Consider the following 22745-nt stretch of genomic DNA (forward strand, 5'->3'; position numbering starts at 1 on the left):
ATTGACTACTGAAATAAAAGATGCACTATTCGCAGTAATTGAAAAAAACAACTGGAATGGCACTGAACGAGAAGACATAATTAAAATCGACGTAGATGGTCAAAATGGCAATTGGCCAACCTTTGCTAGATGCTTAGAAGATAGCCGTCAGTTTTTATTTTACTCTGTTTTAACTAGCAAGGTTAAAGAAGATCGGCTCGATGCTATTGTGCACTTAATTACCCGTATCAACTACGGATTGAAAATTGGAAACTTCGAACTAGATTATGATACGGGAGAACTACATTTCAAGACAGCTGTGCAACTTTCAGAGCAAGCTGTTGATCAAGGAATAATAGAGGGACAAATTATCATAAACATACTAACAATGGATGAGTATTTACCTATTATCATGAAAACTATTTACTCAGATGACCCGTTGGAAAAATTACTAGAGTCAACTTAAAGATTTCTTTAGCTTTTCTTTAACTAATCTTAAGTCCCAATATATAAATATTAATGTAAAAATAGATTTATAGAGTTTGATTATTTTGATTATGAGGTGGTGATGCCATTGCGCGAACGTGGTGACTTCCAAAAAACGTTGGGGAAAATGCCCCAGAATAATTCGCGCTATGAACTAGATAATGCCAGTTATAAAGATGCAGATGAATTAGGTATCCTGACCATGCAAAGAGTAATTGGTAATAGAGTTACAGAATTATTACTAGCTGAGCAAGAAGAGGATAATCAGGTAAGTGAGTTAGCAACACCTATTAAAGATAAGCAAGGAAATTTGGATGAAAATTCATCACACACACTTTCAGTTACCACAGGACAGATTCAAGTATCCATTGATAAGGATGAAGAACTACTTGAATTAACGACTATGGAGAGGCGAGAAGATAATAAGTCTGAGCCATTACATGGTTATCAAAAGCAAGTTAATAAAAACAAGCCAGAGAAGAAAAGTCTCGGTACAATGAGTGTACATTCCCAAAATTGGCAGAAGGGCGCAGTTACTATTGTAAACCCTATCAACAAAGCTGGAAAGAAAACTACTAATATGGTCAAAAGCTTTATCAAAGATGATGAATCTGGCAATTTACCAAAAGTACTGCCTTTTCTTAATCAACAAAAGACGGAACAAGAAAAAAAATCATGGGAAGCAGTAAAAAAACAAACAAATTACCTTAGGCAAGCTGGCCCAAGTGAGTCGGTAGATTTAATACATAACAAAGCAGACAAGCAAGTACATAACAAGGGCCAAATCATAGAGCAAAAGAAGAACAAAGAAAGTGAATTTAGCAAAAAAATTGATCAAGGTTTGCAAAACATTCAGAACAAAGAGGTAGCCCTTACAAGGGAAGATTTTTTCGATGTAATTATGAGCGTAAGAAGGAAAAGAAGACAGGATGAAAAAGGGGTGGGATCAGAAGAAATCATTACTGTTACGGAACCAGTTAAAGAAGACGAAGAAAAGGAGCTAGAATAATATTACTTTTTCTTAAGAAAGAAAGGAGAGGAAATAATGGCAGAGTATCTTTCACCAGGAGTTTATGTAGAAGAATTTGACAGTGCATCAGTGCCAATGGAAGGTGTTAGCACGAGCACAACGGGTTTTATAGGTTTAGCAGAAAGAGGACCAGTAGGTGGTCTACCAATATTAGTTACAAACTTTAGTGAGTTTACTAGAAAGTTCGGCGGTTTCTTATCTGAGAGTCAATTTGGTGAGAATCGTTTTCTAGGCTATGCGGTGTACCATTACTTTATGAACGGAGGCTCTAGGTGCTACATTTCTAGGGTAGCTCCTGAGAACGCTAAAGTCGCTACTTATAGTCAATCAGATAGTCTCCAGCTGACAGTAACAACGAAAAACCCTGGCGCATGGGGCAATAAGGTTAATATGACGTTTGCACCAGCTAGTAAAGCTAAAACACAAATTCTAGAAGTAATTAGTGTTGAAGGCGGAGGTAATAAATATAAGGTAAAGAACAGTGCTGGGTTTAATGTTGGAGATGTAGTGGCATTTTCAGATGGTAGCGATATTTCTTATAATGTTGTGTCTGTAGTTGAAGAAGGGTTGTTACAGTTCACCGAAGACTTTACCGTTGATGTTGTTGACACCCAATTGCTTCCAAGTAAAGTTATCACTACTTGCGAGTTAAACGTTGAAGTGAAATATTTAGATATTATAGAAGCTTACGACACAGTATCTTTTAATGTTACAGCCCCTAATTTTATTAGTAACGTAATGTCTAAATCAGAGTTAGTTGACGTACAAGTTAGTGTTGAAGAAAATATCCTACCACCATTCCAATTGTTGGCAGGAAAAGATTCAGGGACCCATTCGATTACCTTAAGTGGAGGTAGTGATGGAACAATCGATCAAGTGGATAGCAGTGTGTTTGTAGGCTCTGACAAAGGACCAGGCAAACGCACAGGGCTACAAGCCTTTATAGATAATACTGAAGTAAGTATTATGGCTATTCCAGGTATCACGGATCCAAATGTACAGCTGAGCCTTGTAGCGCATTGTGAGAACTTGGGAAGTCGCTTTGCAATCCTTGATGTGCCTCAAGATAAGAAAACAACTACTGATGTGTTAACACATAAAGATATGATTGATACGCAGTATGCAGCATTGTACCATCCATGGATTGTATCTTATGACTCGTTAGCGAAGAAAAACGCTGCGATGCCACCTTCGGGAGCAATGGCTGGTGTTTATGCACGAAGTGATCAGGCGCGTGGAGTTCACAAAGCCCCAGCGAACGAGACGGTGCGTGGTTGTGTAGGTCTAGATTGTCAGTATAACGCTGCGGAGCAAGGAATCCTTAATCCTAAAGGTGTTAACTTAATTCGCTCATTCCAAGGGCAAGGCATTCGCGTATGGGGAGCACGCACATGCTCGTCTAACAAGCTATGGAAGTACATAAACGTACGCAGATTATTCATATTCTTAGAAGAATCGATTAAGGCTAATACAAACTGGGTAGTATTTGAACCGAATCATCAAATCTTATGGGCACGCGTAAAGCGCACGATAGAGAATTTCCTGACAAATGCATGGAGAAATGGCGCATTAGCAGGTTCATCTCCAGATGAAGCATTCTTTGTAGATATTGGTCCTAATACGATGACTCAGGATGACCTTGATAACGGTAGGTTGATTTGTGTGATTGGTGTAGCTGCCGTGAATCCTGCTGAATTTGTCATCTTCCGCATTACTCAAAAGACGAATGAACAATAATTAACGGAACTAATGAAAGGAGTGCTTATAGATTATGGCAGAACCAACCCTACGTTTAGTACAAACATATCGGTTTGCAGTTACTATTGATGGTATGGATGTAGCTCATGTTTCCGATGTGACTGGAATCGATGTATCAGTAGAAGTGCACGAATATAGAGAAGGTACATTTCCAGAGAACCACGTAAGAAAAATCCCAGGCCTTCGTAAGTTTGGCAATATTACATTAAAAGGTGGAGTAGTTGCAGACAACTACGAGTTCTTTGAATGGATTAAACAGGATCCACCTGAACATAAGAATGTTACCATCGAAGCACGCGATGCCGACATGGCTACGGTACTTGCCGCATGGCGAGTTGAAGGTGCATTTCCTGTGAAATATACAGGACCAGAATTCAGTGGTACTAAATCAGAGATTACTTTTGAATCTTTAGAGCTAGCTATTGAAAAAATAGCTCGCGAACAAGTGTAAGTTTAAACTAGCACTGTAAAAAGTAGCAGGGTTCTGCTACTTTTTACAGCCACTATTAAGCAAGTTTAAGTAGTTAAACAAGCAAGAAAACTAAAGATACTAACAAGTTGGAGGAAAAGATATGTCACTACAAACGGAATATCCATTTGTACTACCAAAAGGTTATGTTGATCGCGATGGTAACGTTCACAAAAAAGGAACTATGCGTTTGGCAACTGCAGCAGACGAAATATTGCCTATGAAAGATGTACGAGTACAGCAAAACCAAAGCTACTTAAGCATTATGATTTTATCTAGGGTTATTACTGAGCTTGGCGAATTGAAAAATATTGATGCTCGTGTAATAGAAAACCTATTTACTCCGGATTTAGCATATTTGCAGGATTTCTATCAAAAAATTAACCAAGTTGAGCCTCCTAATTATAAATTTAACTGTTCAAAATGTGGACATACAAATGAGGTATCACTGGATTTTTTAGCACAATAACATGTTATCCAGCGGATAACATGTATGAAGAGCTATCATTTATTGCGTATTATTTCCATTGGTCATACCAAGAGATTATGAATCTCGATCATCATACTCGGCGCAAATGGTGTGATGAAATTACTAGAATCAATAGAAAGCTAAACAACGAAACAGAACAGAAATCTATTTTTGATATATAGCGGGTGCTTACAATGGATATGAAAGGTCTATTAAAGAACTTATTTAATACAAACCCCAAAACGGGTGATCGTTTTTTCTTTGAGATGACTGGAACTTTTACAGGTAGTTTTTCTAGTATTAAGCGTATCGAACGCAAAATTGCTAGAGAGACCTATGCTGAAGGAGGAAGGAACTACCAACCGGTCATTCTGGCTAAACAGCAGACAGAATTACATCAACTCGTTCTAGAGAAGGGGTTTGTTAAAATTAATCCATTATTAACAACGATGCAAGCAGAATTGCTTACTAGTAGCCATATATTTTTGCCAGGAGTTCTAATGGTATTAGATAAGAATAAAATGCCAACACGTATGTTTGTGTTTGAAAATGGGATAGTAAGTGATTGGAGCATGTCAGATTTAGAGGCAAAAAGCCCAACCATTATGCTAGATAGTATCACAGTACAGCATACGGGATTAGTTGAAGTCCCACTAGCTGGGTTGCTTAGCACATGAAGACTGTCTTAAAAGATTTGACATCGCACCGTAAACATATCCCTTTAGTAAGCAACAAAATCATGGCAAGAGGGCTAGAAATACAAACAGCCCAACTACCATTCACCACATATCCAGAGCTAGTGTATCGAATCGAGCAAGAACTAGAACGTGAGTACATACTGCAACTAATATTTAACCTGATGCTACAAATCCGTGCAATTCAAGAAAACAGTATGTTACAAAATAGCTCCTTAATAAGAGTCAGGGATCAATTAATATATCAACTACAAAGCTACCTGGTAAGCCATAAAGAGTTACTTGAAGAGCATTCCCATACACTGCAAATTAGTAACGAAATTACTACTATCTACGAGAACATCAATCAATTACAACAGCTGTTTGAATCAGGTCAAGCTCAAACCATTATTGAAAAAATAACAGTAGCGAAAGAAGCATATTCGCCTCCAACAATAGAGAAAGCAACCTATAATCAGTATGCTAGCAGCCTATCAGTAGGACAATTTTCAAATTATTCTGCAAGTACTATTCATAACATTAAAGAAAATAGTGTAACCTTTAATAATTTGGCAATTACCTCGTTAACTGCGCAAAGTAGCCGATTTGCAAAAAACATTATCGTTAATCAAGCTGGCAATGCCATAACCTTAAATCATTATCGCGCCCAAGAGCTAGCATTACGCCAAGAGGTTGTTACAGTTGTTGAGCGAGCCTTGGTAGAAGCATTACCTTTGGATACACCAGCATTAATTATCGAAGAAACATCTAAAATAATAAATAACATAGTTTCAAATGAGATAATGCCAACTGTTAGGCCGACAATTATTCAAAATCTGAAGCTAGCAGAAAAACTAGAGAAGCAAGAAAAAGTGGCGAAACTAGAAAAACCAGAGACACTAGGGTCACTAGAGAAAATAGATAGACTAGAAAGAATAGAACAACTTCAAAGAACAGACGAATTACAGCAAACGGAAGAATTACTGAGAACCGACCAGCTACTAAGAACAGAAGTATTAAAGAGAATAGAAGAATTACAGTCAACAAAAGAAATACAAAGAACGGAAGAGCTTGAGAGAATAGAAAAAGAAATAGAAAGACTAGAAAGACTAGAAAGGCTAGAAAGAATAGAAAGAATAGAAGAAATAGTCACTAGGTATTTCAGTCAGCCTTATGTTGAGGAAAAGTTGACTAAAGTTCTAGAGCTAACAACTAAATCTGATAATGAGATAATTCAACCATCCGTTGAGATAGTAAACCTTTTAATAGAAACAAGCCGCACGGCATTGGTAGAAGCATTAAATACAACACCTACAGAGAGACTACCAAAAGAATTCATTGTACCTGAAGAATTCATAGTACCTAAAGCATTCATTGAACCTAATACATTTAATACTGTGGTAGACAATAGAAGATTTTCGAATGTAATCAGTCGCATATCAGACATTCAGTCCTTATCAGTAATAAAAAATATCAGTATGCACCAACCATTAATAAGCAGTATTACATGGGCAACTCAAACAGCAGATCACTATTATACACAAGAGCTAGCCTTACGCCAAGAGGTCGTTACAATAGTTGAACGAGCCTTAGTAGAAGCATTACCATTAGATACATCAGTATTGCTTATCGAGGAAGCATCTAAATTAATAAATAACATAGTTTCAAATGAGATAATGCCAGCATCACAAGCATTATTAGTTAAAGAAATAACACATCCAAGCAATAAGAATAATCAGAATGTATTAGAAAAACTAGAAAGAATAGAATCAATAATCAATCGTTCTGTCAACCAGTCTTATATTGAAAACCATTTGATTAAGGTTATTGAGTTAAGTACAAAGACAACTTCAAATAATCGTCAAAGTAGTTCTCTACCTACTTCTGAGGTAATAAATTTATTAATAGAAACGAGCCGTAATGCGTTAGTAGAAGCATTTAATACGATAATTATAGATAGAGAGTCTAACAAATTTATTACAACTGCAAATAATAGGAAAATTTCAACAAAGAACATAAGTGTACTAATACCATTTACTAGCAGTATTACAACGGCACATGATGCAACAAACTACTCCTATGCCCAAGAGCTAGCGTTGCGCCAAGAGTTTAGCCCTCTCGTTGAGCAAGCTCTAGTAGGAGCATTACCAACAGGAGCACCTGAGCTTATTGTAAAGTCAATGGCTAATTCAATAACTAGGTCGATTACTAAATCAATAACTCAAACACTAACAAAGTCAATAACACATACAACTAATCAGACATTAACCAAGGCTAAAACTGAAGTTATTACAGATAGGCCTTTACTAGGTGTGATGAATTATAACCGAATTATGTCGCAACAGTTTTTAGAATTGGCGAGGCAGTCTGTTAGTAACGTTATCAATAAAATAACTAAAGATATAACTAAAGAGAATATTGGATTACATTTAAACCTATCGACTAAAGAACTTACTTTTGAATCTTCTAAAAAAATTGTTCAAACCATAAACCTGGATATAATGAATACGCTGACGCAAGTGAAGAATGAGCTTGATCAGCAGATTTATACAGAAACACAAAAACTTAGTCAAACAATGACTAAAGCTGTAATGAAAGAACTTTCAACATTTACTAAAGAGAATGAAAACATATTAACGCGAAGCAATATAGTGGCGCAAAAAAGCTTATTATTACAGCACGATACTATATCTTCGAGAAGCGTATTACTTTCAAAGCGCAATTCGACATCAATACAAAATACTACTTTAAAAAGCAACATGATAATACGGTCTGATGCAACATTAAGTAGTATTGAGTCTACTGATAAGGTAACAAATAAGGTAACAAATAAGGTAACTAATAAGATTGCTAATAAAGTAGCTGATAAGGAAGCTAATATTTTACTTGCAGATCAGCAGGCAGTTACGGGAAGCAACCTAACCCATCGCCAGCAACAAGCACTAGCTAGTCAAGAGTCCGCACAAGGAAGGCAGAGTCAGGCTAGTCAAAAGGCTGAGCAGGTGTTTGAACATAAACCGGAACCTAAATCTGAGAAACGTAGTGGTGCAAGTGTAGACCATATTATTAAGCTAGATACAACTACAGAAGGTAGTGAAACGCATCACGTAATGACTGCGGGGCAGGAAGAATATAATTTACAGAAGCAACGTGAAAAACTACTAGAAGGAATTGACTTTGAATCTATCATACCAGTATCTTCGTTGGTAGATAAAGTATACGACCAAATAGAAAGAAGGTTAGCAAGCGAGCGTAGAAGAAGGGGCTTGCTATAGGGGGGGAATATAATGCTACTTGATATTGGTAAACCAGAAAAAGCAAAAATTAAGTTCTCAGGCCAAGAACTTACTGTGCAGTTCAACCCCAACAAACTGTCGATTACAGATGGTGTCAATTATAGCGAAACAGTCACGATGGGCTGGAAAAGCCCCAGAAAAATCCCAAGCAGTCAATATCGAAACCACAATGCCCGTGAGCTAAAAGTGGAACTTCTCTTCGATACTTACACTAGCATGTATATCGAATCGCTGAAAAAAGATGTCAAAAAGGAGTATATCGATAAATTCATCAAGCTGATTGAAGGAACTGATAAGCCACCAGTTATCACGTTTTCCTGGGGATCTATTCAATTTAAAGGTTTAATAACAGCTATGTCATATACGTATACAATGTTTACCAAAGACGGGAAACCAGTAAGAGCTACAATGAGTCTATCAATTAAAGAGTATGGAAACTTATTATAATGGGCAGGTGACAAAGGCATGTCTTACGACTACGACACACTATATCAAGACTATCAAGGATTCTTCATGCCTAGCTTTCAGGTTGTAGTTAACAAGAGCGATAAACTTATGAAAGATGATAACGTGGTAATTACCGCGATTCAAGTTGATTTGACATCAAGTAATGAAGCAAGTGCATGCACCTTTCAGTTACAAGAAGCCCATACTTTTAATAAGAATAATAACAGCTTTGAAATCAGCAAGACTATAAATGATTTAATTACCCTAGGTCAGCCAGTCGAAGTATCCCTAGGCTATGGGGAAACAACTCAGCTTGTCTTCAAAGGCGTAATTACTAACGTTTCCATGTCCTATGATTCGGGGGCAGGGGTGCAAATAAGTGTTGAGTGTATGGATGTCAAACTGTTAATGATGAATAATTATGGCTCTGGAAAAATAAGTAACGAAATTACAAAGCCTAGCGAGGCAATTAAGAAAATTGTAGAAAAATATGCAAAATTTATTGGCAAACCAAGGATTAGTGAGACACCAGAATATAAGGTTGATTTAGAGAAGAATCAGCAAAGTGATTATGATTTTATTTCCAAGCTGGCCGATGAGCTGTTTTACTCGTTCTACATAGTGAAAGGTGAGCTTATCTTTGAACCTTTTGGCAATGATACGGAGCCAATTATAGAGCTCCATGCAGACAAACTACATTCCTTTAGTCGTGATATATCCTTAACAAAACAGCTAGCGGAGGTTACGGTCCGCTCTAACGACGAAACGGATCATAATAAGCCTTTTGAATACACGGTAAAAACAATCACACCTATTGGTCAAGGCAAAAAGTCTGCCGCTGAAATTGCGAGCATGTTGAAGAATACAGCAAAAAAAACAATTATCGATCCTAAGGTGAAATCAGTTGATGAAGCAAAGGTTAGGGCAACTGCTGAATTTGCTAAACACGCAATGAAGCTATGCCAAGGAAGATTTGAAACCATTGGGATACCAGAAATAATCCCAGGAAAAATGATGAAAATCAAAGGTTTTGGTAAGGAATATGACAACGACTACTATATTAAAAAGGTAACACATCAGTTAAACAGTTCTGGATATCTCACAAAAGGTGAATTAGGAGTGAATAAAATTTGAGTATCATCGATGTTCTTTATAGCTCCATTGATAATGAGGAAAAAAGTACTAACATAGCAGGAGTGACAGTTGGTATTGTAACCGATATTAATGATCCAGCTAAGCTCGGAAGGGTTAAGGTTAAACTGATTAATCGAGATCAATCTGACTGGGAAACAGATTATATACGTGTTATGACCCCGATGACAGGTAAGGAGTGGGGCAGCTTCTTCTTCCCTGAAGTGGGAGACGAAGTGCTAGTTGCATTTAGCCATGGAGAGATTATGAAGCCCTATGTCCTTGGTTCACTCTGGAACAAGCATTATAAGCCACCCCATAAAATTGAAGACCAAAAGAATGATATCCGTAAAATTAAAACCCGTTGTGGTCATGAAATCATCTTTAACGATGAGAAAAGCAAAGAAAGTATTGAAATAAAGACACCTAAGCAACTTTCTATCATGTTAGATGATGAAAAAGAAGTAATCACGATTCAAGATAAAAATGGTAAAAACATTATGACTATAGATTCAAAAAATGGTCAAATTCAAGTAAAAGCGGACAAGAAGATTACGCTGCAATCAGGTAAATCTAATGTCATTTTAGATGCCCAAAAAGACAGCTTACATATAGAAAGTGGCTCTTCAATTCATATGAAATCGCAACAAATTAGTATAAGCGCAAAATCTACTCTCGACATTAAGGCGGGGAGTTCATTAACAGTCAAGTCAGATGGCCCTGCCACTATTAAAGGCGCTACTGTAAAAATCAATTAAGGGGCAGATAGCTATGGTTAGAGGATGGAAATTTCCAATTGAAATCGATGCCCAAACAGGGATGTTTAAGACCGTCGCTGGAGACGATGATATCCGTGAAGCAATACGTATCATTCTCACTACTAAAGTTGGTGAACGGATTGGTGCTCGTCAGTTTGGCAGTAACTTATTTGAATTTATGTTTGAAAGTATTAATTACACAGAGCTTAAAGAGCTGGAATATGAGATTGTGCGAGCACTAAATCGTTGGGAGCCTCGTATCTACGATTTAGAAGTAGAGGCTAACACTAACTCTAGAAGCAAAGGTAAAGTCTATGTGGTTATTAAATATCGCACTGATAAGTCTATGACTCCAGAAGAAATGGCATTTCACTTTGAGGTAAACGAAGGAATTAATTTCTAATAGGGATGATATAACATGGAATACCCATTACTAGATATTAGGGACAAAAACTTAATCAAAGAGCAAATACGTCGTCTTGCATCCTTCTACGTACCAGAGTGGAATAACAGTAATGACGAAACTGACGTTGGAGATGCGCTAGCTGATTTATTTGCTACGATTTTTTCTGATACAATTCAGCACCATGTTAATCTCTTGCCTTTGATAAACTATGTGCATTTCTTAAACTGTATCCGTGTGGGCTTATTGCCTGGCACATCAGCAGAAGGGCATGTTACTGTAAGGCTCAATGAAGGCGCTGAGCAGGGTGTATATGTTAAAAGGGGTACTAAGCTATTTGTAGATAAAGGTGAAGAAATAGGCCATGTTTTATATGAAACGGAACATGATTGCTTTGCCATAGACAATCAGGTTACCCATGTTTTTTGCGCCAATGGTTGGCGGAACATTATCACTAATCCTTGGCACTGGCAGCAATCAAGTACAATGAACGTTCGTCTATTTGACGAGTATAAATATAAGAATTTACAAAACCACGCAGTATATTTTTCAAACCAAGATATTTTAAACATACGGCAGGGATCAACAGTAGCTATCGAATTACAACACAGAATTCGTCGCTTACAAGGACCAGATATGGCAGCTAACTTAGCAGATAAAACCTACTTTCACTGGATGATGCTAACAGAAAAAGGCTGGGAAACAATTGAAAATGTAAGTTCGTCTGGTAGTAGGATATTACTGACTATAAATAAAGAATTACCAACTAGCACTTATAACGATATTGAAGGACGTTGGTTGCTCTGTCAACGTATCCCTAACCTAGAGTTTCCAGAAATTATTGTAGAGAATGTAAGAATGTCTGCAAAGGCAGAATACTTACAGCCAGAAATTATGATTTACAATGACCTTGAACTAGATAACCATGGCCTATTGCCATTTGGTGAGAATTTTGCAATTTATGACGATTTTTATATTGGGAGTGAAGAGGTTCTTACAAAACGTGGTTCATACGTAGAGCTGCTCTTTCAAATGGCCTTTAAGCGCTTCCAACCTCCTAATATCATTGACGAAGAAAGTCTCAATTGGAAATTGATAATGCGTGAGGAAAACTTTCAGAAGCAAAAACCACAAGATGTAGTTATCGAAGAAGTAGTCTGGGAGTACTGGAATGGTGATGGCTGGGCACGTCTTATGTTTGATGTAGCAGCTGAAGAAATATTTAGTTTAGGCAATGAGGAAGTGCAAAAAATTAAATTAGCCTTTATTTGCCCAGAGGACACTGCGCCAGGATATATTAATGCTCACCAAAACTACTGGATTCGCGCCCGTATCCGCAAGGTACGAAATGCATATAAGCAAAACGTGCTGTATCTGTGTCCAGTAATTGAAAAGCTGCAGATATCCTATCAATACCGTGCAGAGACGCGAGCAATTGAACACTTACTTGTGGAACGAGATTTATCAGTGACACAGCTTAGCTTTGATGATAATACTGAAAAAGCACTGTTCCAAAAACAAAATCCTGCCAATATGGCCGCATACTTTTGCTTGAAAAACCCGATTCAAGGTGGGCCATTGACAATATATTTCTCAGTTAAGGAGCAGTGGGAGATACCAAAATTACCACTTAGGTGGGAGTATTTAGCGGATGAAGTTGGAGGACAGCAATGGGTAGAGCTAAAGGTGTCTGACGAAACGAAGATGTTGAGCAGAAGTGGGCTTGTGACTATGACAGGCAAGTCAAATGCCGCCAAAGCAGTTTGTTTCGCGCAAGAGGGATATTGGATTCGTGTCCTTTGTTATGCCGACACAATCGCAGCTAACGTTGTAAAAGATGTGCCAGAAATAACAGGATGCTACCTTAACACAATTAAAGTAAGCCAGCAGGAAACATACCCTACAGAATACTTTTCTGTAGAACCACATCAGCCTAATAAAGTTTGTGAGCTAACAGGAGACAACTTAATCTGGCAGAGTGTGTGGGTAGATGAGCATGAACAGCTAACGGATAGTGAGTGGAACAAACTGATAGAAGCAGGAAATTATTTAACTGAACTTGAGCGTGATGATACAGGAATTATCGTTCGCCGTTGGGTGCAATGGAAACCAGTTCAGGATGTATTCTTAGCTGATGCTAACGATCGATGTTATATGGTTGATCCTTATCACGGTAGTGTTATTTTTGGTAATGGCGCTAACGGTCGCATTCCCACATCAGGGCAAGGAGAAACTATTCGCATTCAGTATAAAGCTGGCAAGGGTGAGTATGGGAATCTAGCAGAAAGGGAAATGACTTCCTTCTCTGACGCAGTACCTTTTGTAAATGAAGCATATAACGCTGAGCCAATTATTGGTGGAACGAGCAAAGAGACGATGGAGCTAGCCTTAGATAGGGGACCGTCAATATTAAGTAGTCGGGGCGCAGCTGTAACCCTAGAAGACTATATCAATATTGTAAAGCAAGCTGACAGAAACATAGTACGTGTACGTTGTCTCCGACATCAGAACGCACAAGGTCGTAAGGATTTAGGGGCAATTACATTAGCGATATTGCCAATATTCTATAATAAGCATGCGATGTATTTTAATATGATAAAAAACAACGTACTAAAAGCATTAAAAGATGTAGCGCCTAGTATGATTGTCGAAGGTGACAAGCTCCATATTGTAGAAACTAAATATTTAGAATTAAACCTAGAAATTAAGCTAGTAATAGCTGATTATAACGACTATCAAACAGTATTACAGCGAGTGGAGAAAAGGCTTAAGGACTTTATTGAGCCTATCCACGGCAACTATGACGGTAAGGGCTGGAAGATTGGTGAATATCCAAACCGTGAGAAGCTCTATCATATAATCAAGCAAGAAGAAAAGATTAGAAGAATAGATAGTATGACAATCACAGCTAATTTGGTTTCACAATCCATTAAGCAAGCCGTTAACCTTGAAGATAGACATTTATTCTTACTAAGTGTACCTATTAGTGGAGAGGTTATTATAGATATAGAAGTGGGGTGAGGAAATGTTAGATATACCTGGAAAAGTTATTAAAGACAGGGGTCGGTTGATGTCAGATGCCAAGAAGCAATTGACAAATCAATACCCAATATGGACAGATCATGCTCCCCATGATCCAGGTATAACGCTACTAGAGTTGCTAGCAGAACTACAAGTTAGACAGCAAGAGTCCATAAGATTAGGTAGTGAGCAAAACCGACAAAAATATCTAGCAATGCTCCAGTTCTATCAAAAGCCTGCGCAGAGCGCACAGACAGAAGTAATGTTTGCATCTGACTCGCGAAAGGAATATCTACCAAAAGGTAGTAGATTGATGGCACAAGACCTAACCTTCGAGACTTGTGAGCGTTTAGTAGTAGTAGACAACCAGCTACAGGCAATCCAGCTAGAGATACAAGAAAAGCGAGTTTTAATAGATAGAAGTTCTTCTGTAGATTGGAGTCGTGACTGGTATGCATTTGGTGAAATGCCTAAGCCTGGAGATAGCTTGTACTTAGGCTTTGACAAACCATTTCCGGCTAACACAACAATTCATACAAAATGGAATCTAGCAGATGGGCAAATTAGCAGAAACGCGGTTAATAGCAATGACTTTTTTCAAGCCTTAGTGAAGCTAAGCTGGGAATATTATGGGATTGAGAAAGGTGTGGAAGGTTGGCACCCGCTACAGGTCGTATCGGACACTACCAGGGACCTACTTTATAGTGGCTTTCTACAACTAAAGCTCTTTGGAAAACAAATTTTGTATCCAGGTGATAACAATAGTGAATTCGGTTATTACGCCTTTCGTTGTCGATTAGTTGAAGGTGCATATGACGTTGCTCCTCGAATTAGACAAATTCACACTAATTGTATCATCGTTAAACAACGCAGAAGCTTATGCCAGAGTTGGACTTTTAAAAATCATGACATTATAAATCGAGAAGTATTAATTGATTCCTGGCTAGCGTATTACGGAATTCTGCAGGTGTTTATACGTAAATACGATGGCTGGGTAGAATTAAAGGAAACTAGTCAGTATAGAGTCCATCATGATACGCGCAAAAAACGTTGTCGCATTCAAATACTAAGTGAATTAACAAGAGTACTAACTGAAGTAGACGGTGCGACGGACGATGCGATTGTAAAGGTAATAGCCTGGGAAAATGCAGTTTGGCAAAAGAAAGCATTGGCAAGCAGTACAGGGTGGATTCATCAACAGATAGAATTAGAGTTAAAGCATGTATTGGAACAGGAATTCAAGCTGATGGTAGCAGAACATTCAAATGGAGAAATTATCTGGCGCGATTGGTATCCGATTGAAACCCTAGAGCATGGACACGATAATCAATTATGCTTTCAACTTGATCCAACCCTTGGATTAATTAGATTTGGAGATAATCGCAAGGGAAGGGCTCCAGATCCTGGTGTTAACAGCATTATGATAACCGATTGTGCCATAACAAGGGCAAACCAAGGAAACATATTGAGTGCCAAAATTGATAGTATTGTTGTGCCAGACGAGCAGCTTAAGGATCTTACTGTACAACAGTTAGAGCCTGCAACAGGTGGGCAAACTAAGGAAACAATTCAGCAATTAGAGAGAAGATTAATTCAAGATTTAAACACAGAATACCGGGCAATATCCACCAATGATTATCAGCGCATCGTAGAAAATACGCCAGGTCTAGTTATCAAGAATGTCAAAGTATTACCTTTATATAAACCTGGATTATCTGACTACCCTAACAAAAAGGCCGACAATTGTGTCACGATAGTAGTCGAACCATATAACAAAAGTGGTCAAGGTCAATTAACAGAAGTTTATAAGAAAAACATCATAGCAAACTTAGACCGTTATCGTTTAATTACCACGCAGACTTTCATTATTGAACCTACATATGTAGGACTAGAATTTTATGGAGAAATAATAATAAAAGCAAATTATATGAACGCAGAACAAGATATTAAGTTGGCAATCAATCAGTATATTAAAAAGATAGAGCAAAGGCAGATTGGCCGTGTGGTATTGAATTATGGGGAGCTATATGGAATTGTCGATTTGCTAGAGTGTGTATCCCATATTCGCTATTTAGGAATTGAGCCCGTTGGCTATCGTATCACAAAATCTAAGAATGGGGATATTACAATCCCAGCCTATAGTAGATTTTACATTTCTAAAGCAGAGCTGATTTTGATACACAGTGAACAGGGCTAAGGAGTGTTAAGATGTTGCAACGTAAATCCTTCGTATTAAAGATAAACCGACATTTTTCCAAAACAACATATAATGGTTCAAAAACCGGAGTTCTAAAAGAAGCATTCCAAAGTTACGCCCTTGATAGCATGGCGGACGATACGGTTTGGCATCGGTGCAAGTTAAACGCTAATATTCCAAAGGATACTAATGTTTATATTGCTTATTACGCCAGCAATTCAAAAGAATTCACGGAAAGTTGGCAGGAGATTATTAATAATGGCACAGACTTTTTGTTACATAAAGCTAAGGGTAGGTATTTATGGCTGAAGATTGAATATATTGGCTATGGACAGGAAGTCCCACAAATTCAAGATGTACAGATAGACTTTCCAATCGAGCCACTCACCTGGCATCTTCCAGAAATCTATCAGCAAGAGCCTGCAGCGACGGATCTTTTAAACCGCTATCTAGGGATATTTCAATCTTTAATGAGTGATTTAGATCAAGATTTAGAAGAGTATAGCCGCTACCTAGATATCGACAAGGCAGACAATGAGTTTTTGCCCTGGCTATGTCGTTGGCTTGCTATTAGTGATCACTATCTGTGGCCACAGGAAAAACTACGAATGTTTATGAAGAATGCCTATGCTTTATATCAAGTAAAAGGAACAAAGCAAGCTATAGAGAAAGTGACAGAAATCTATACTGACGAACGTCCGTGGATTATTGAGCAATATGAGCTCACAAATGAAAACTCACGGGAGAAGGATAGATTATATAGTAAGTTATATGGAGACAACTGCTACACATTTACGGTTATGGTTAAAGAACATGCTGTACCTACACAGCAACACTATTTAGAACTTAAACGTATTATAGAAAGTTTTACCCCAGCCCATGGAATTTTACAACTAGTTGTATTAAAGTCATATCTTTTCTTAGATAGTTATACATATTTGGGTGTTAACTCAATACTAACAGGAAGCAATAGCTTAATCCTTGATGGGAAATCTAGTATTCCTTTTGCAAACATGACCGATGAATGGAGGAGCACGGAATGAAGAACAAAAATTACTACCCCTTTGACCGAAATCATTACTTTTATGGCAAGCTACTAACAGTAAGAGACTTTGAAGTAGAGCAAAGGTATAACAACAATAAGAGAAGACTATTAAACAAGCTGTTACAAGGTACGGGTGTTGTTGCAGGGCTTGATGTTGTCCAAGTAGACGACCAAAGCATTTCCATAGAATCTGGAATGGCTTTAGATGATTATGGTAGAGAGATTGTCGTTCAAGAGCCTGTGTTAAAAAGACTTAGACTTATCGATGGGTTCGAACAGGTGAAAGACTCCTCTAACATCTATTTATGCATGGAGTACGATGAAACACTTACAGAACCAGTGCATTCAATTGTTTCTACTCCTACCGATGATTCAGGGGGGAATCAATATAATCGCATTACTGAGTCATACCGATTTTATCTAACTGATCAGCCGTTAGCTCCTGATGCTTTACTAAAATACAAATTGGAGAAAGAACGTAAAGTAATTTTTCAGAACCAAATGCTAACAATTGAGCAGATAGTTCCAAGATACGTAGAACAAGGAAAAAAATTAGATATAACTATTAATATATCGAAAAAAGGCACAATTGAACCAGTTGAGGTTCAGTATATGATGGAAGCAGGTCATCTAAAAGACGAGCTTGGCAATCCTAATCTAGAGGTATTGTTCCAAGAAAAGGAAAACAAAAAAGAGTGGGGAATTGAGAAGAAATACGTTTTATCGGCTGAACAGGTTAAGAAAACATTAGATAGAATACGTATTCCAAGTGCTAGCTTCTCAGTCAAAATTGGCGATGAAACGTTTACAATTGATGAAGATGTATTATTCAATGTGCAGGTTATCGATCGTCCGATTGGTGTACAGTTATGTGAAGATTTCTACAGTCAAGACTTCAGCGACATGGTCTCTGGTAATAGTCAAACAGCACTCTATCTAGCGAAGTTGCACATTATTACATCTGGCGATATGTATATTATAGAGACACTTGAAAAAATGCCCTTTGGGCAATATGTTATCAATAATAACCTGTTACAAATGATGCTAGAAGCGTCAGCAACTACAAGCAACCAAGTAGACAACAATGAGTATGAGTTTCGTAAGGATACATTGTGGCAGGAGCTGCGAAACAAGGAAGATGACCCTAAGTCTTGGTTTGCAACTGGTGTTGAAGACATAGATTTAGGTTTCGACAAAACTAAAAACAAACGATTCTTTTCCCATGAAATTGCCCATGGGCTAGGTAATGGACCAGTTGCCATAGTCTTAGCCGTTGAAGAAACTAAACAATATGTTGAGAATTCTGGAGAAAGGGTACTAATTTTTGGGGAGAATAGTATTTTTAAATCTAGTCAGTTCGACTCTGACACTCCTGAGTACCGTATGGGCGCCCTTGCCTACCCTGACAAGGGAACATTCCGGATCGGTTTACACTTACTAGAGCAAGGGAAACAAGCAACAATGAAAGTACGTTGGTGGGCTTACAAGGATGCTGGGGAGGAGCAAAAAGATGAAGGACTGTGGGCACTGAAGAACATTAAAATATCTATCACACCTAACACGGTTACTGTAGCTCCTAGGGAAAAAGTACATCTAATCGCCAATATAGAAGGAACCAAGAACAAAGAATGTAGATGGCAAGTAAAAGAAAATAACGGAGGAACTATCGACTATAATGGGGTTTATGAAGCGCCAAACGCAGAGGGTATATATGAAATCATAGCCCAAAGCGTTAAATACCCACAGAAGAAAGCCTCCGCATATGTTGTTGTAAAAGCTTAATTTCCGACGTCAACGTGAATCAAAGCTGGTTCAGTCGCTTGTTCTTCAAGTGCTTCTGTCTCCTGCTCAGGACTGCCGTTAGAAACTGGTAGTTCACCTACCTGCTGTACAGGCACGGGCGCTTGTACAGGGGTAGTGTTGTCAGGGACTATGAAACGCGTATAAAGGATAAAAGAGAAGAATAATAGCAAAGCAACTAAAGAAATATTTTTAAGTAATTGCACCTGGGATTTTCGTTCTTGGAACCAGTTTTTTAGTTTTTCTGTAAAGGTAGAAGTATCTATACGCTCTACATCTTTAACGATTTCAGGAATAGATTGATAGACAGCCCGTTCACACTTCTTTAGTACCATTTGTAGCTGCTTATTGCTACGGCTGTCAGTTTCCTTGGGAAACAGCAGTAATACTAAGTTGGCAATCTTTAAATAGAGAGTATTGATAGTGCTCGACGATTGTAACTGTTCTGGATGGAAAGCAAATGAAAAATAGATAGTTTCATCTGGATGGACATGGATGTTGTCAGTATCAACAAGATGTATCAGCACAGGCAACGGTGCTTGAGAGTATGTAGAGAGCTTAAATAAAATGTTTTTTAATAGATTGACACGGTTGCCAAAGGAGAGCCTATGACGAGCAACGTAATCTTTGAGAAGATAGGGCTGAGAGTAAGTGAAAACAGTATAGAGACAAGCGCCTGATGTGAAAACATCGACAAACTCAGCTACTGTCGCATCCTTTTGTAAAGATAACATATCTTCAATACAATTGCGGATTAATTCAGGATTGCGGAACTCATTGATTAAGTATTGTTTCTGGGTCGCTTGATTAGATACACTTGCTTCATTTGCCAAATATACCTGCAAGTCTTTGTATGAACGTAGTGTCTGATAAATAGAATATACGCGCTGATTCGATTGTAACAACACGATAAGTCCTCCTAACGGGAAGCTAGTATTTATTAATAATTATAACTGATGCTGCCTAATATGTCAGCAATTGCGAACGGGGTGAATCATCTTGAAAAAGAAAAGCATAATAGCAGCTGTAATAATGAGTGTATTATTGAGTTTTTCTCTATCTTGGTTTATTAAAGATCAAATTGATATTCAGCTATCAGGTAAACAGGGTCTTGTAATAACTGATTTACAAGCAATAAATCATGTTATTGACTTCTATGTAGATAGTCGTGGTAATTATTACTACCTGGATTACAATCAAAAAAACACATATTTGTATAAGGTATCGAACACAGGTGAGCAGCTATTCAAAAAGAAACTCCCAACGCAATTTGATGGTAAGCAGCAGTTTTACACGAAAATTGTAGTAGATGAAAAAGACCAAATTTATCTAACGGTAGTAGTAGCAGGTAAAAAAGACCGTATTATTGAACGGGAGTGGATAAGGAAATTTGATGCAGATGGTAGTAACCCTAGGGAGATTTTTGAAATAGTTCATACAGAAGAAAAGAAAATGGATAACCCGTTCTCTGCTAGTAGTGGGCGACTAATCCAATTACAATATTTTAATAACAAGCTATATGTATTTGACCAAGAAAATTTTAATGAAATTGCACTATATAGCTTGGACTTAGGAACAAATAATTTAAGGGTAGAAAAGGAAAAGATTCTTCGCTTAGACAGTAATTTACTACGTGAAATTATCATTACAGCTAGGGAAGAAATATATCTATTAAATAGACATGCAGACATATATCGGATTAGTAGTGCTGATTATAGTGTTGAGAAGGTGAATACATCCTATAATGGCAACGAGCGCGTAATTCCACACACTATATCTAGCGATGAAGAAGGATTTGTCTATTTCACAGATGTCTATAACGAATATATTGTAAAAATCAATCCCCACACCCTAACAGCTGGGCCAGTATTTCAACTGTCGGAAAAAATTGATGGAACTGGTAGTGTGGAATTAGGAGATTTAAGAAATATTAAGAAATTTTCTAGTGGTCAATTATCAGGCCATACCCATTTCGGATTGGATGGTAATGCACTGGCGACCTATTACCCTAATCAGACAGGTACAATGATAGATAGGGTGCAGATAAGTGCTATAAATGCTTTCTTTACTTATGGTGTTTGGTTTTTAGGAATCATTATTGCTAGTTTTTTAATTGTAATTTCGGTCAACATATTCAGAGGTAAGCTTGGATTAGTAGCTAAACAAATTATGATTTTTGTACCTATTTTTCTTATTGTCATGTTTGCGCTAATTCTATATTTAACAAATGAAGCTAAGCAAGCCACAATTGATGCTGAATATGAAAAGCTAACAACAGTAGTAGAGAAAACAGCTAAACTTATGGATGGTGACCTATTTACAAGTATCAACATGCCAGCAGAAGATTTTGGCGAAGATTTTATGGAAATTGTACGACAGGTTAACGTCGGCGACGGTGTTATCTACTACATTACCTATTTGATAGAGAACGGGCAAATTTATGTGGCGGTATCAAATAGCTTCCAAAGCTATACGCCAATTGAATATATCTTTGATGCTAAAACGGCGCAATCTTACTATGATACTTTAGCGCACGATAAAACAACGCCAGAAACTACTATGGATAGTTTAGGTGAGTGGATGTTTGCAATGACAACAATTAAAGATAGTAAGGGCAATATTGTTGGAATATTAGAGCATGGAATGGATGCAGGGCAAATTGATGAAGATATCAATGCTGCTGCAAGACAATTAACCTTATTGATGGTAGGGATTGCCTTGACAATCGCTTTAGCATACCTAATTATGCTGAAGTACTCATTAAGGGCCTTATCGATTTTGAAAACAAGTGTAGCAGAAGTTGCTTCTGGTCAATGGGATACTAAGGTAGATATCAGGACAAAGGATGAATTTAGAGACATTGGGCAAGCCTTTAACCGTATGTCCGACCATATCCAAGACCATATCAAAGAAATCACCCAGCTAAACAAAGCTTATGTGAAATTTGTTCCAGAAGAAATATTCAAACTCTTAGGGAAGAAGAGCATCTTAGATGTCAAGCTTGGGGAACAAGTAACGGCAGATATGACTATGATGTTTGTTAATCTCCGTAATATCGAAGAACAGACTAAGCTTATGGATAAGCAGGAGAACTACCAATTCGTAAATCAAGTACTAGAAATTATTGTTAAAACAGTGAGCGAGAATAATGGAGTAGTAGAACGCTTTGAAGGAGCGGGAGCAATTTCTTTGTTTAAGAATAAAGCTGAAGATGCTTTACTTGCAGGATTACGGATAATGGAAGAAATCAATTTATACAATGAACAGCATAAACAACATATCCAAGTAGGAATCTCAATCAATACAGGGCCTGTGCTCTTAGGTATAGTAGGCCATGAGGAGCGAATGGCGACTACAGTTATATCCGATGAACTAACCAATACCTATGCTTTAGAAACAATAAGTGCAAAAACTGGAGCAAACCTATTAGTAGCGGCATCAACATTTACATTACTAGACAAAAGTGAAACGTATAGTTATCGCTATATAGGCAAAGTCCAGGATAAGAACAGTTCAAAAAGCATCGAATTGTATGAGTTCCTAGATAGCTATGCTCCAGATGTTAGAAATAGCAAACGAATGACTAGGGATATGCTAGAACTGGGAGTACGTCTATACCAGGCAGGAGACTTTATCGAGGCTCGGAAGCAGTTTATCCGTGTAATTCGTGCCGACCGTAACGATCAGCTAGCGAAGACTTATCTATTCCTATGTGAGAAATATAATCAGCAATCCGCAGATAACCATGAAGGCATATTGGAATACTTCTAGAAGGTGATGAA

18 protein-coding genes are annotated in these 22745 nt (G+C 37.7%); 17 read left to right on the forward strand and 1 reads right to left on the reverse strand.

Annotated elements, in window-relative coordinates:
- Position 1 precedes the first annotated feature (1 nt).
- The 16 genes from BHF68_RS08155 (at position 2) to BHF68_RS08225 (ending at position 18945) form a co-directional block, all read left to right on the forward strand.
- A complete protein-coding gene (locus BHF68_RS08155; RefSeq protein ID WP_069643154.1) occupies positions 2-445 on the forward strand; it encodes a YbjN domain-containing protein in 444 nt (147 codons plus the stop codon).
- A 108-nt stretch (positions 446-553) separates the two neighbouring features.
- On the forward strand, positions 554-1474 hold the full coding sequence (locus tag BHF68_RS08160) for a hypothetical protein (RefSeq protein WP_069643155.1): 921 nt from the start codon (positions 554-556) through the stop codon (positions 1472-1474).
- Between the two features lie 36 nt (positions 1475-1510).
- Positions 1511-3232, forward strand: coding sequence for a phage tail sheath family protein (locus tag BHF68_RS08165; protein WP_069643156.1), 1722 nt, complete (start codon positions 1511-1513; stop codon positions 3230-3232).
- A 34-nt stretch (positions 3233-3266) separates the two neighbouring features.
- Entirely contained in the window at positions 3267-3704 is a 438-nt protein-coding gene (locus BHF68_RS08170; RefSeq protein WP_069643157.1) for a phage tail protein, read from the forward strand.
- Positions 3705-3825: 121 nt separating this feature from the next.
- Positions 3826-4191, forward strand: coding sequence for a hypothetical protein (locus tag BHF68_RS08175; protein ID WP_069643158.1), 366 nt, complete (start codon positions 3826-3828; stop codon positions 4189-4191).
- Entirely contained in the window at positions 4188-4373 is a 186-nt protein-coding gene (locus tag BHF68_RS15835) for a DUF6760 family protein (protein ID WP_084019300.1), read from the forward strand. The genes BHF68_RS08175 and BHF68_RS15835 overlap by 4 nt, the downstream gene beginning before the upstream one ends.
- A gap of 12 nt (positions 4374-4385) precedes the next feature.
- Positions 4386-4868 carry a phage tail protein gene (locus tag BHF68_RS08180; RefSeq protein ID WP_069643159.1) on the forward strand — a complete coding sequence of 161 codons (483 nt, stop codon included), beginning with the start codon at positions 4386-4388 and terminating at the stop codon, positions 4866-4868.
- Positions 4865-8140, forward strand: a complete 3276-nt coding sequence (locus BHF68_RS08185) for a hypothetical protein (RefSeq protein WP_069643160.1) — start codon at positions 4865-4867, stop codon at positions 8138-8140. Before BHF68_RS08180 ends, BHF68_RS08185 begins: the two co-directional genes overlap by 4 nt.
- 12 nt (positions 8141-8152) lie before the next feature.
- Complete coding sequence (locus BHF68_RS08190) at positions 8153-8608, forward strand: CIS tube protein (RefSeq protein ID WP_069643161.1); 456 nt, start codon at positions 8153-8155, stop codon at positions 8606-8608.
- 18 nt (positions 8609-8626) lie between these two features.
- Positions 8627-9742 (forward strand): phage late control D family protein, encoded by a 1116-nt coding sequence (locus BHF68_RS08195; RefSeq protein ID WP_069643162.1) that lies wholly within the window; start codon positions 8627-8629, stop codon positions 9740-9742.
- Entirely contained in the window at positions 9739-10497 is a 759-nt protein-coding gene (locus BHF68_RS08200) for a phage baseplate assembly protein V (protein ID WP_084019301.1), read from the forward strand. The genes BHF68_RS08195 and BHF68_RS08200 overlap by 4 nt, the downstream gene beginning before the upstream one ends.
- 13 nt (positions 10498-10510) lie before the next feature.
- The gene (locus BHF68_RS08205) at positions 10511-10900 is read left to right on the forward strand and encodes a GPW/gp25 family protein (RefSeq protein ID WP_069643163.1); all 390 of its coding nucleotides are present in this window, start codon (positions 10511-10513) and stop codon (positions 10898-10900) included.
- Positions 10901-10915: 15 nt separating this feature from the next.
- On the forward strand, positions 10916-13921 hold the full coding sequence (locus BHF68_RS08210; protein WP_069643164.1) for a baseplate J/gp47 family protein: 3006 nt from the start codon (positions 10916-10918) through the stop codon (positions 13919-13921).
- A 4-nt stretch (positions 13922-13925) separates the two neighbouring features.
- A complete protein-coding gene (locus tag BHF68_RS08215) occupies positions 13926-16118 on the forward strand; it encodes a baseplate J/gp47 family protein (protein WP_069643165.1) in 2193 nt (730 codons plus the stop codon).
- A gap of 11 nt (positions 16119-16129) precedes the next feature.
- The gene (locus BHF68_RS08220) at positions 16130-17161 is read left to right on the forward strand and encodes a phage tail protein (protein WP_069643166.1); all 1032 of its coding nucleotides are present in this window, start codon (positions 16130-16132) and stop codon (positions 17159-17161) included.
- Positions 17158-18945, forward strand: coding sequence for a hypothetical protein (locus BHF68_RS08225; RefSeq protein ID WP_069643167.1), 1788 nt, complete (start codon positions 17158-17160; stop codon positions 18943-18945). Before BHF68_RS08220 ends, BHF68_RS08225 begins: the two co-directional genes overlap by 4 nt.
- On the opposite strand, the gene BHF68_RS08230 is transcribed toward BHF68_RS08225, so the two are convergent.
- Entirely contained in the window at positions 18942-19871 is a 930-nt protein-coding gene (locus BHF68_RS08230) for a hypothetical protein (protein WP_069643168.1), read from the reverse strand. The two genes, BHF68_RS08225 and BHF68_RS08230, sit on opposite strands and share 4 nt — an antisense overlap.
- Before the next feature lie 91 nt (positions 19872-19962).
- On the opposite strand from BHF68_RS08230, the gene BHF68_RS08235 reads away from it, so the two are divergent.
- Positions 19963-22734: an adenylate/guanylate cyclase domain-containing protein gene (locus tag BHF68_RS08235; protein ID WP_069643169.1), complete on the forward strand. Its 2772-nt coding sequence runs from the start codon at positions 19963-19965 to the stop codon at positions 22732-22734.
- The last annotated feature ends 11 nt before the right edge of the window (positions 22735-22745 follow it).

Source organism: Desulfuribacillus alkaliarsenatis (assembly GCF_001730225.1).
Classification (GTDB): domain Bacteria; phylum Bacillota; class Bacilli; order Desulfuribacillales; family Desulfuribacillaceae; genus Desulfuribacillus; species Desulfuribacillus alkaliarsenatis.

Excerpts from the sequence above, each read along its gene's own strand:
- BHF68_RS08165 (WP_069643156.1), top strand. The coding sequence starts at position 1,511 with ATGGCAGAGTATCTTTCACCAGGAGTTTATGTAGAAGAATTTGACAGT.
- BHF68_RS08170 (WP_069643157.1), top strand. The coding sequence starts at position 3,267 with ATGGCAGAACCAACCCTACGTTTAGTACAAACATATCGGTTTGCAGTT.
- BHF68_RS08175 (WP_069643158.1), top strand. The coding sequence starts at position 3,826 with ATGTCACTACAAACGGAATATCCATTTGTACTACCAAAAGGTTATGTT.
- BHF68_RS08180 (WP_069643159.1), top strand. The coding sequence starts at position 4,386 with ATGGATATGAAAGGTCTATTAAAGAACTTATTTAATACAAACCCCAAA.
- BHF68_RS08185 (WP_069643160.1), top strand. The coding sequence starts at position 4,865 with ATGAAGACTGTCTTAAAAGATTTGACATCGCACCGTAAACATATCCCT.
- BHF68_RS08190 (WP_069643161.1), top strand. The coding sequence starts at position 8,153 with ATGCTACTTGATATTGGTAAACCAGAAAAAGCAAAAATTAAGTTCTCA.
- BHF68_RS08195 (WP_069643162.1), top strand. The coding sequence starts at position 8,627 with ATGTCTTACGACTACGACACACTATATCAAGACTATCAAGGATTCTTC.
- BHF68_RS08205 (WP_069643163.1), top strand. The coding sequence starts at position 10,511 with ATGGTTAGAGGATGGAAATTTCCAATTGAAATCGATGCCCAAACAGGG.
- BHF68_RS08210 (WP_069643164.1), top strand. The coding sequence starts at position 10,916 with ATGGAATACCCATTACTAGATATTAGGGACAAAAACTTAATCAAAGAG.
- BHF68_RS08215 (WP_069643165.1), top strand. The coding sequence starts at position 13,926 with ATGTTAGATATACCTGGAAAAGTTATTAAAGACAGGGGTCGGTTGATG.
- BHF68_RS08220 (WP_069643166.1), top strand. The coding sequence starts at position 16,130 with ATGTTGCAACGTAAATCCTTCGTATTAAAGATAAACCGACATTTTTCC.
- BHF68_RS08225 (WP_069643167.1), top strand. The coding sequence starts at position 17,158 with ATGAAGAACAAAAATTACTACCCCTTTGACCGAAATCATTACTTTTAT.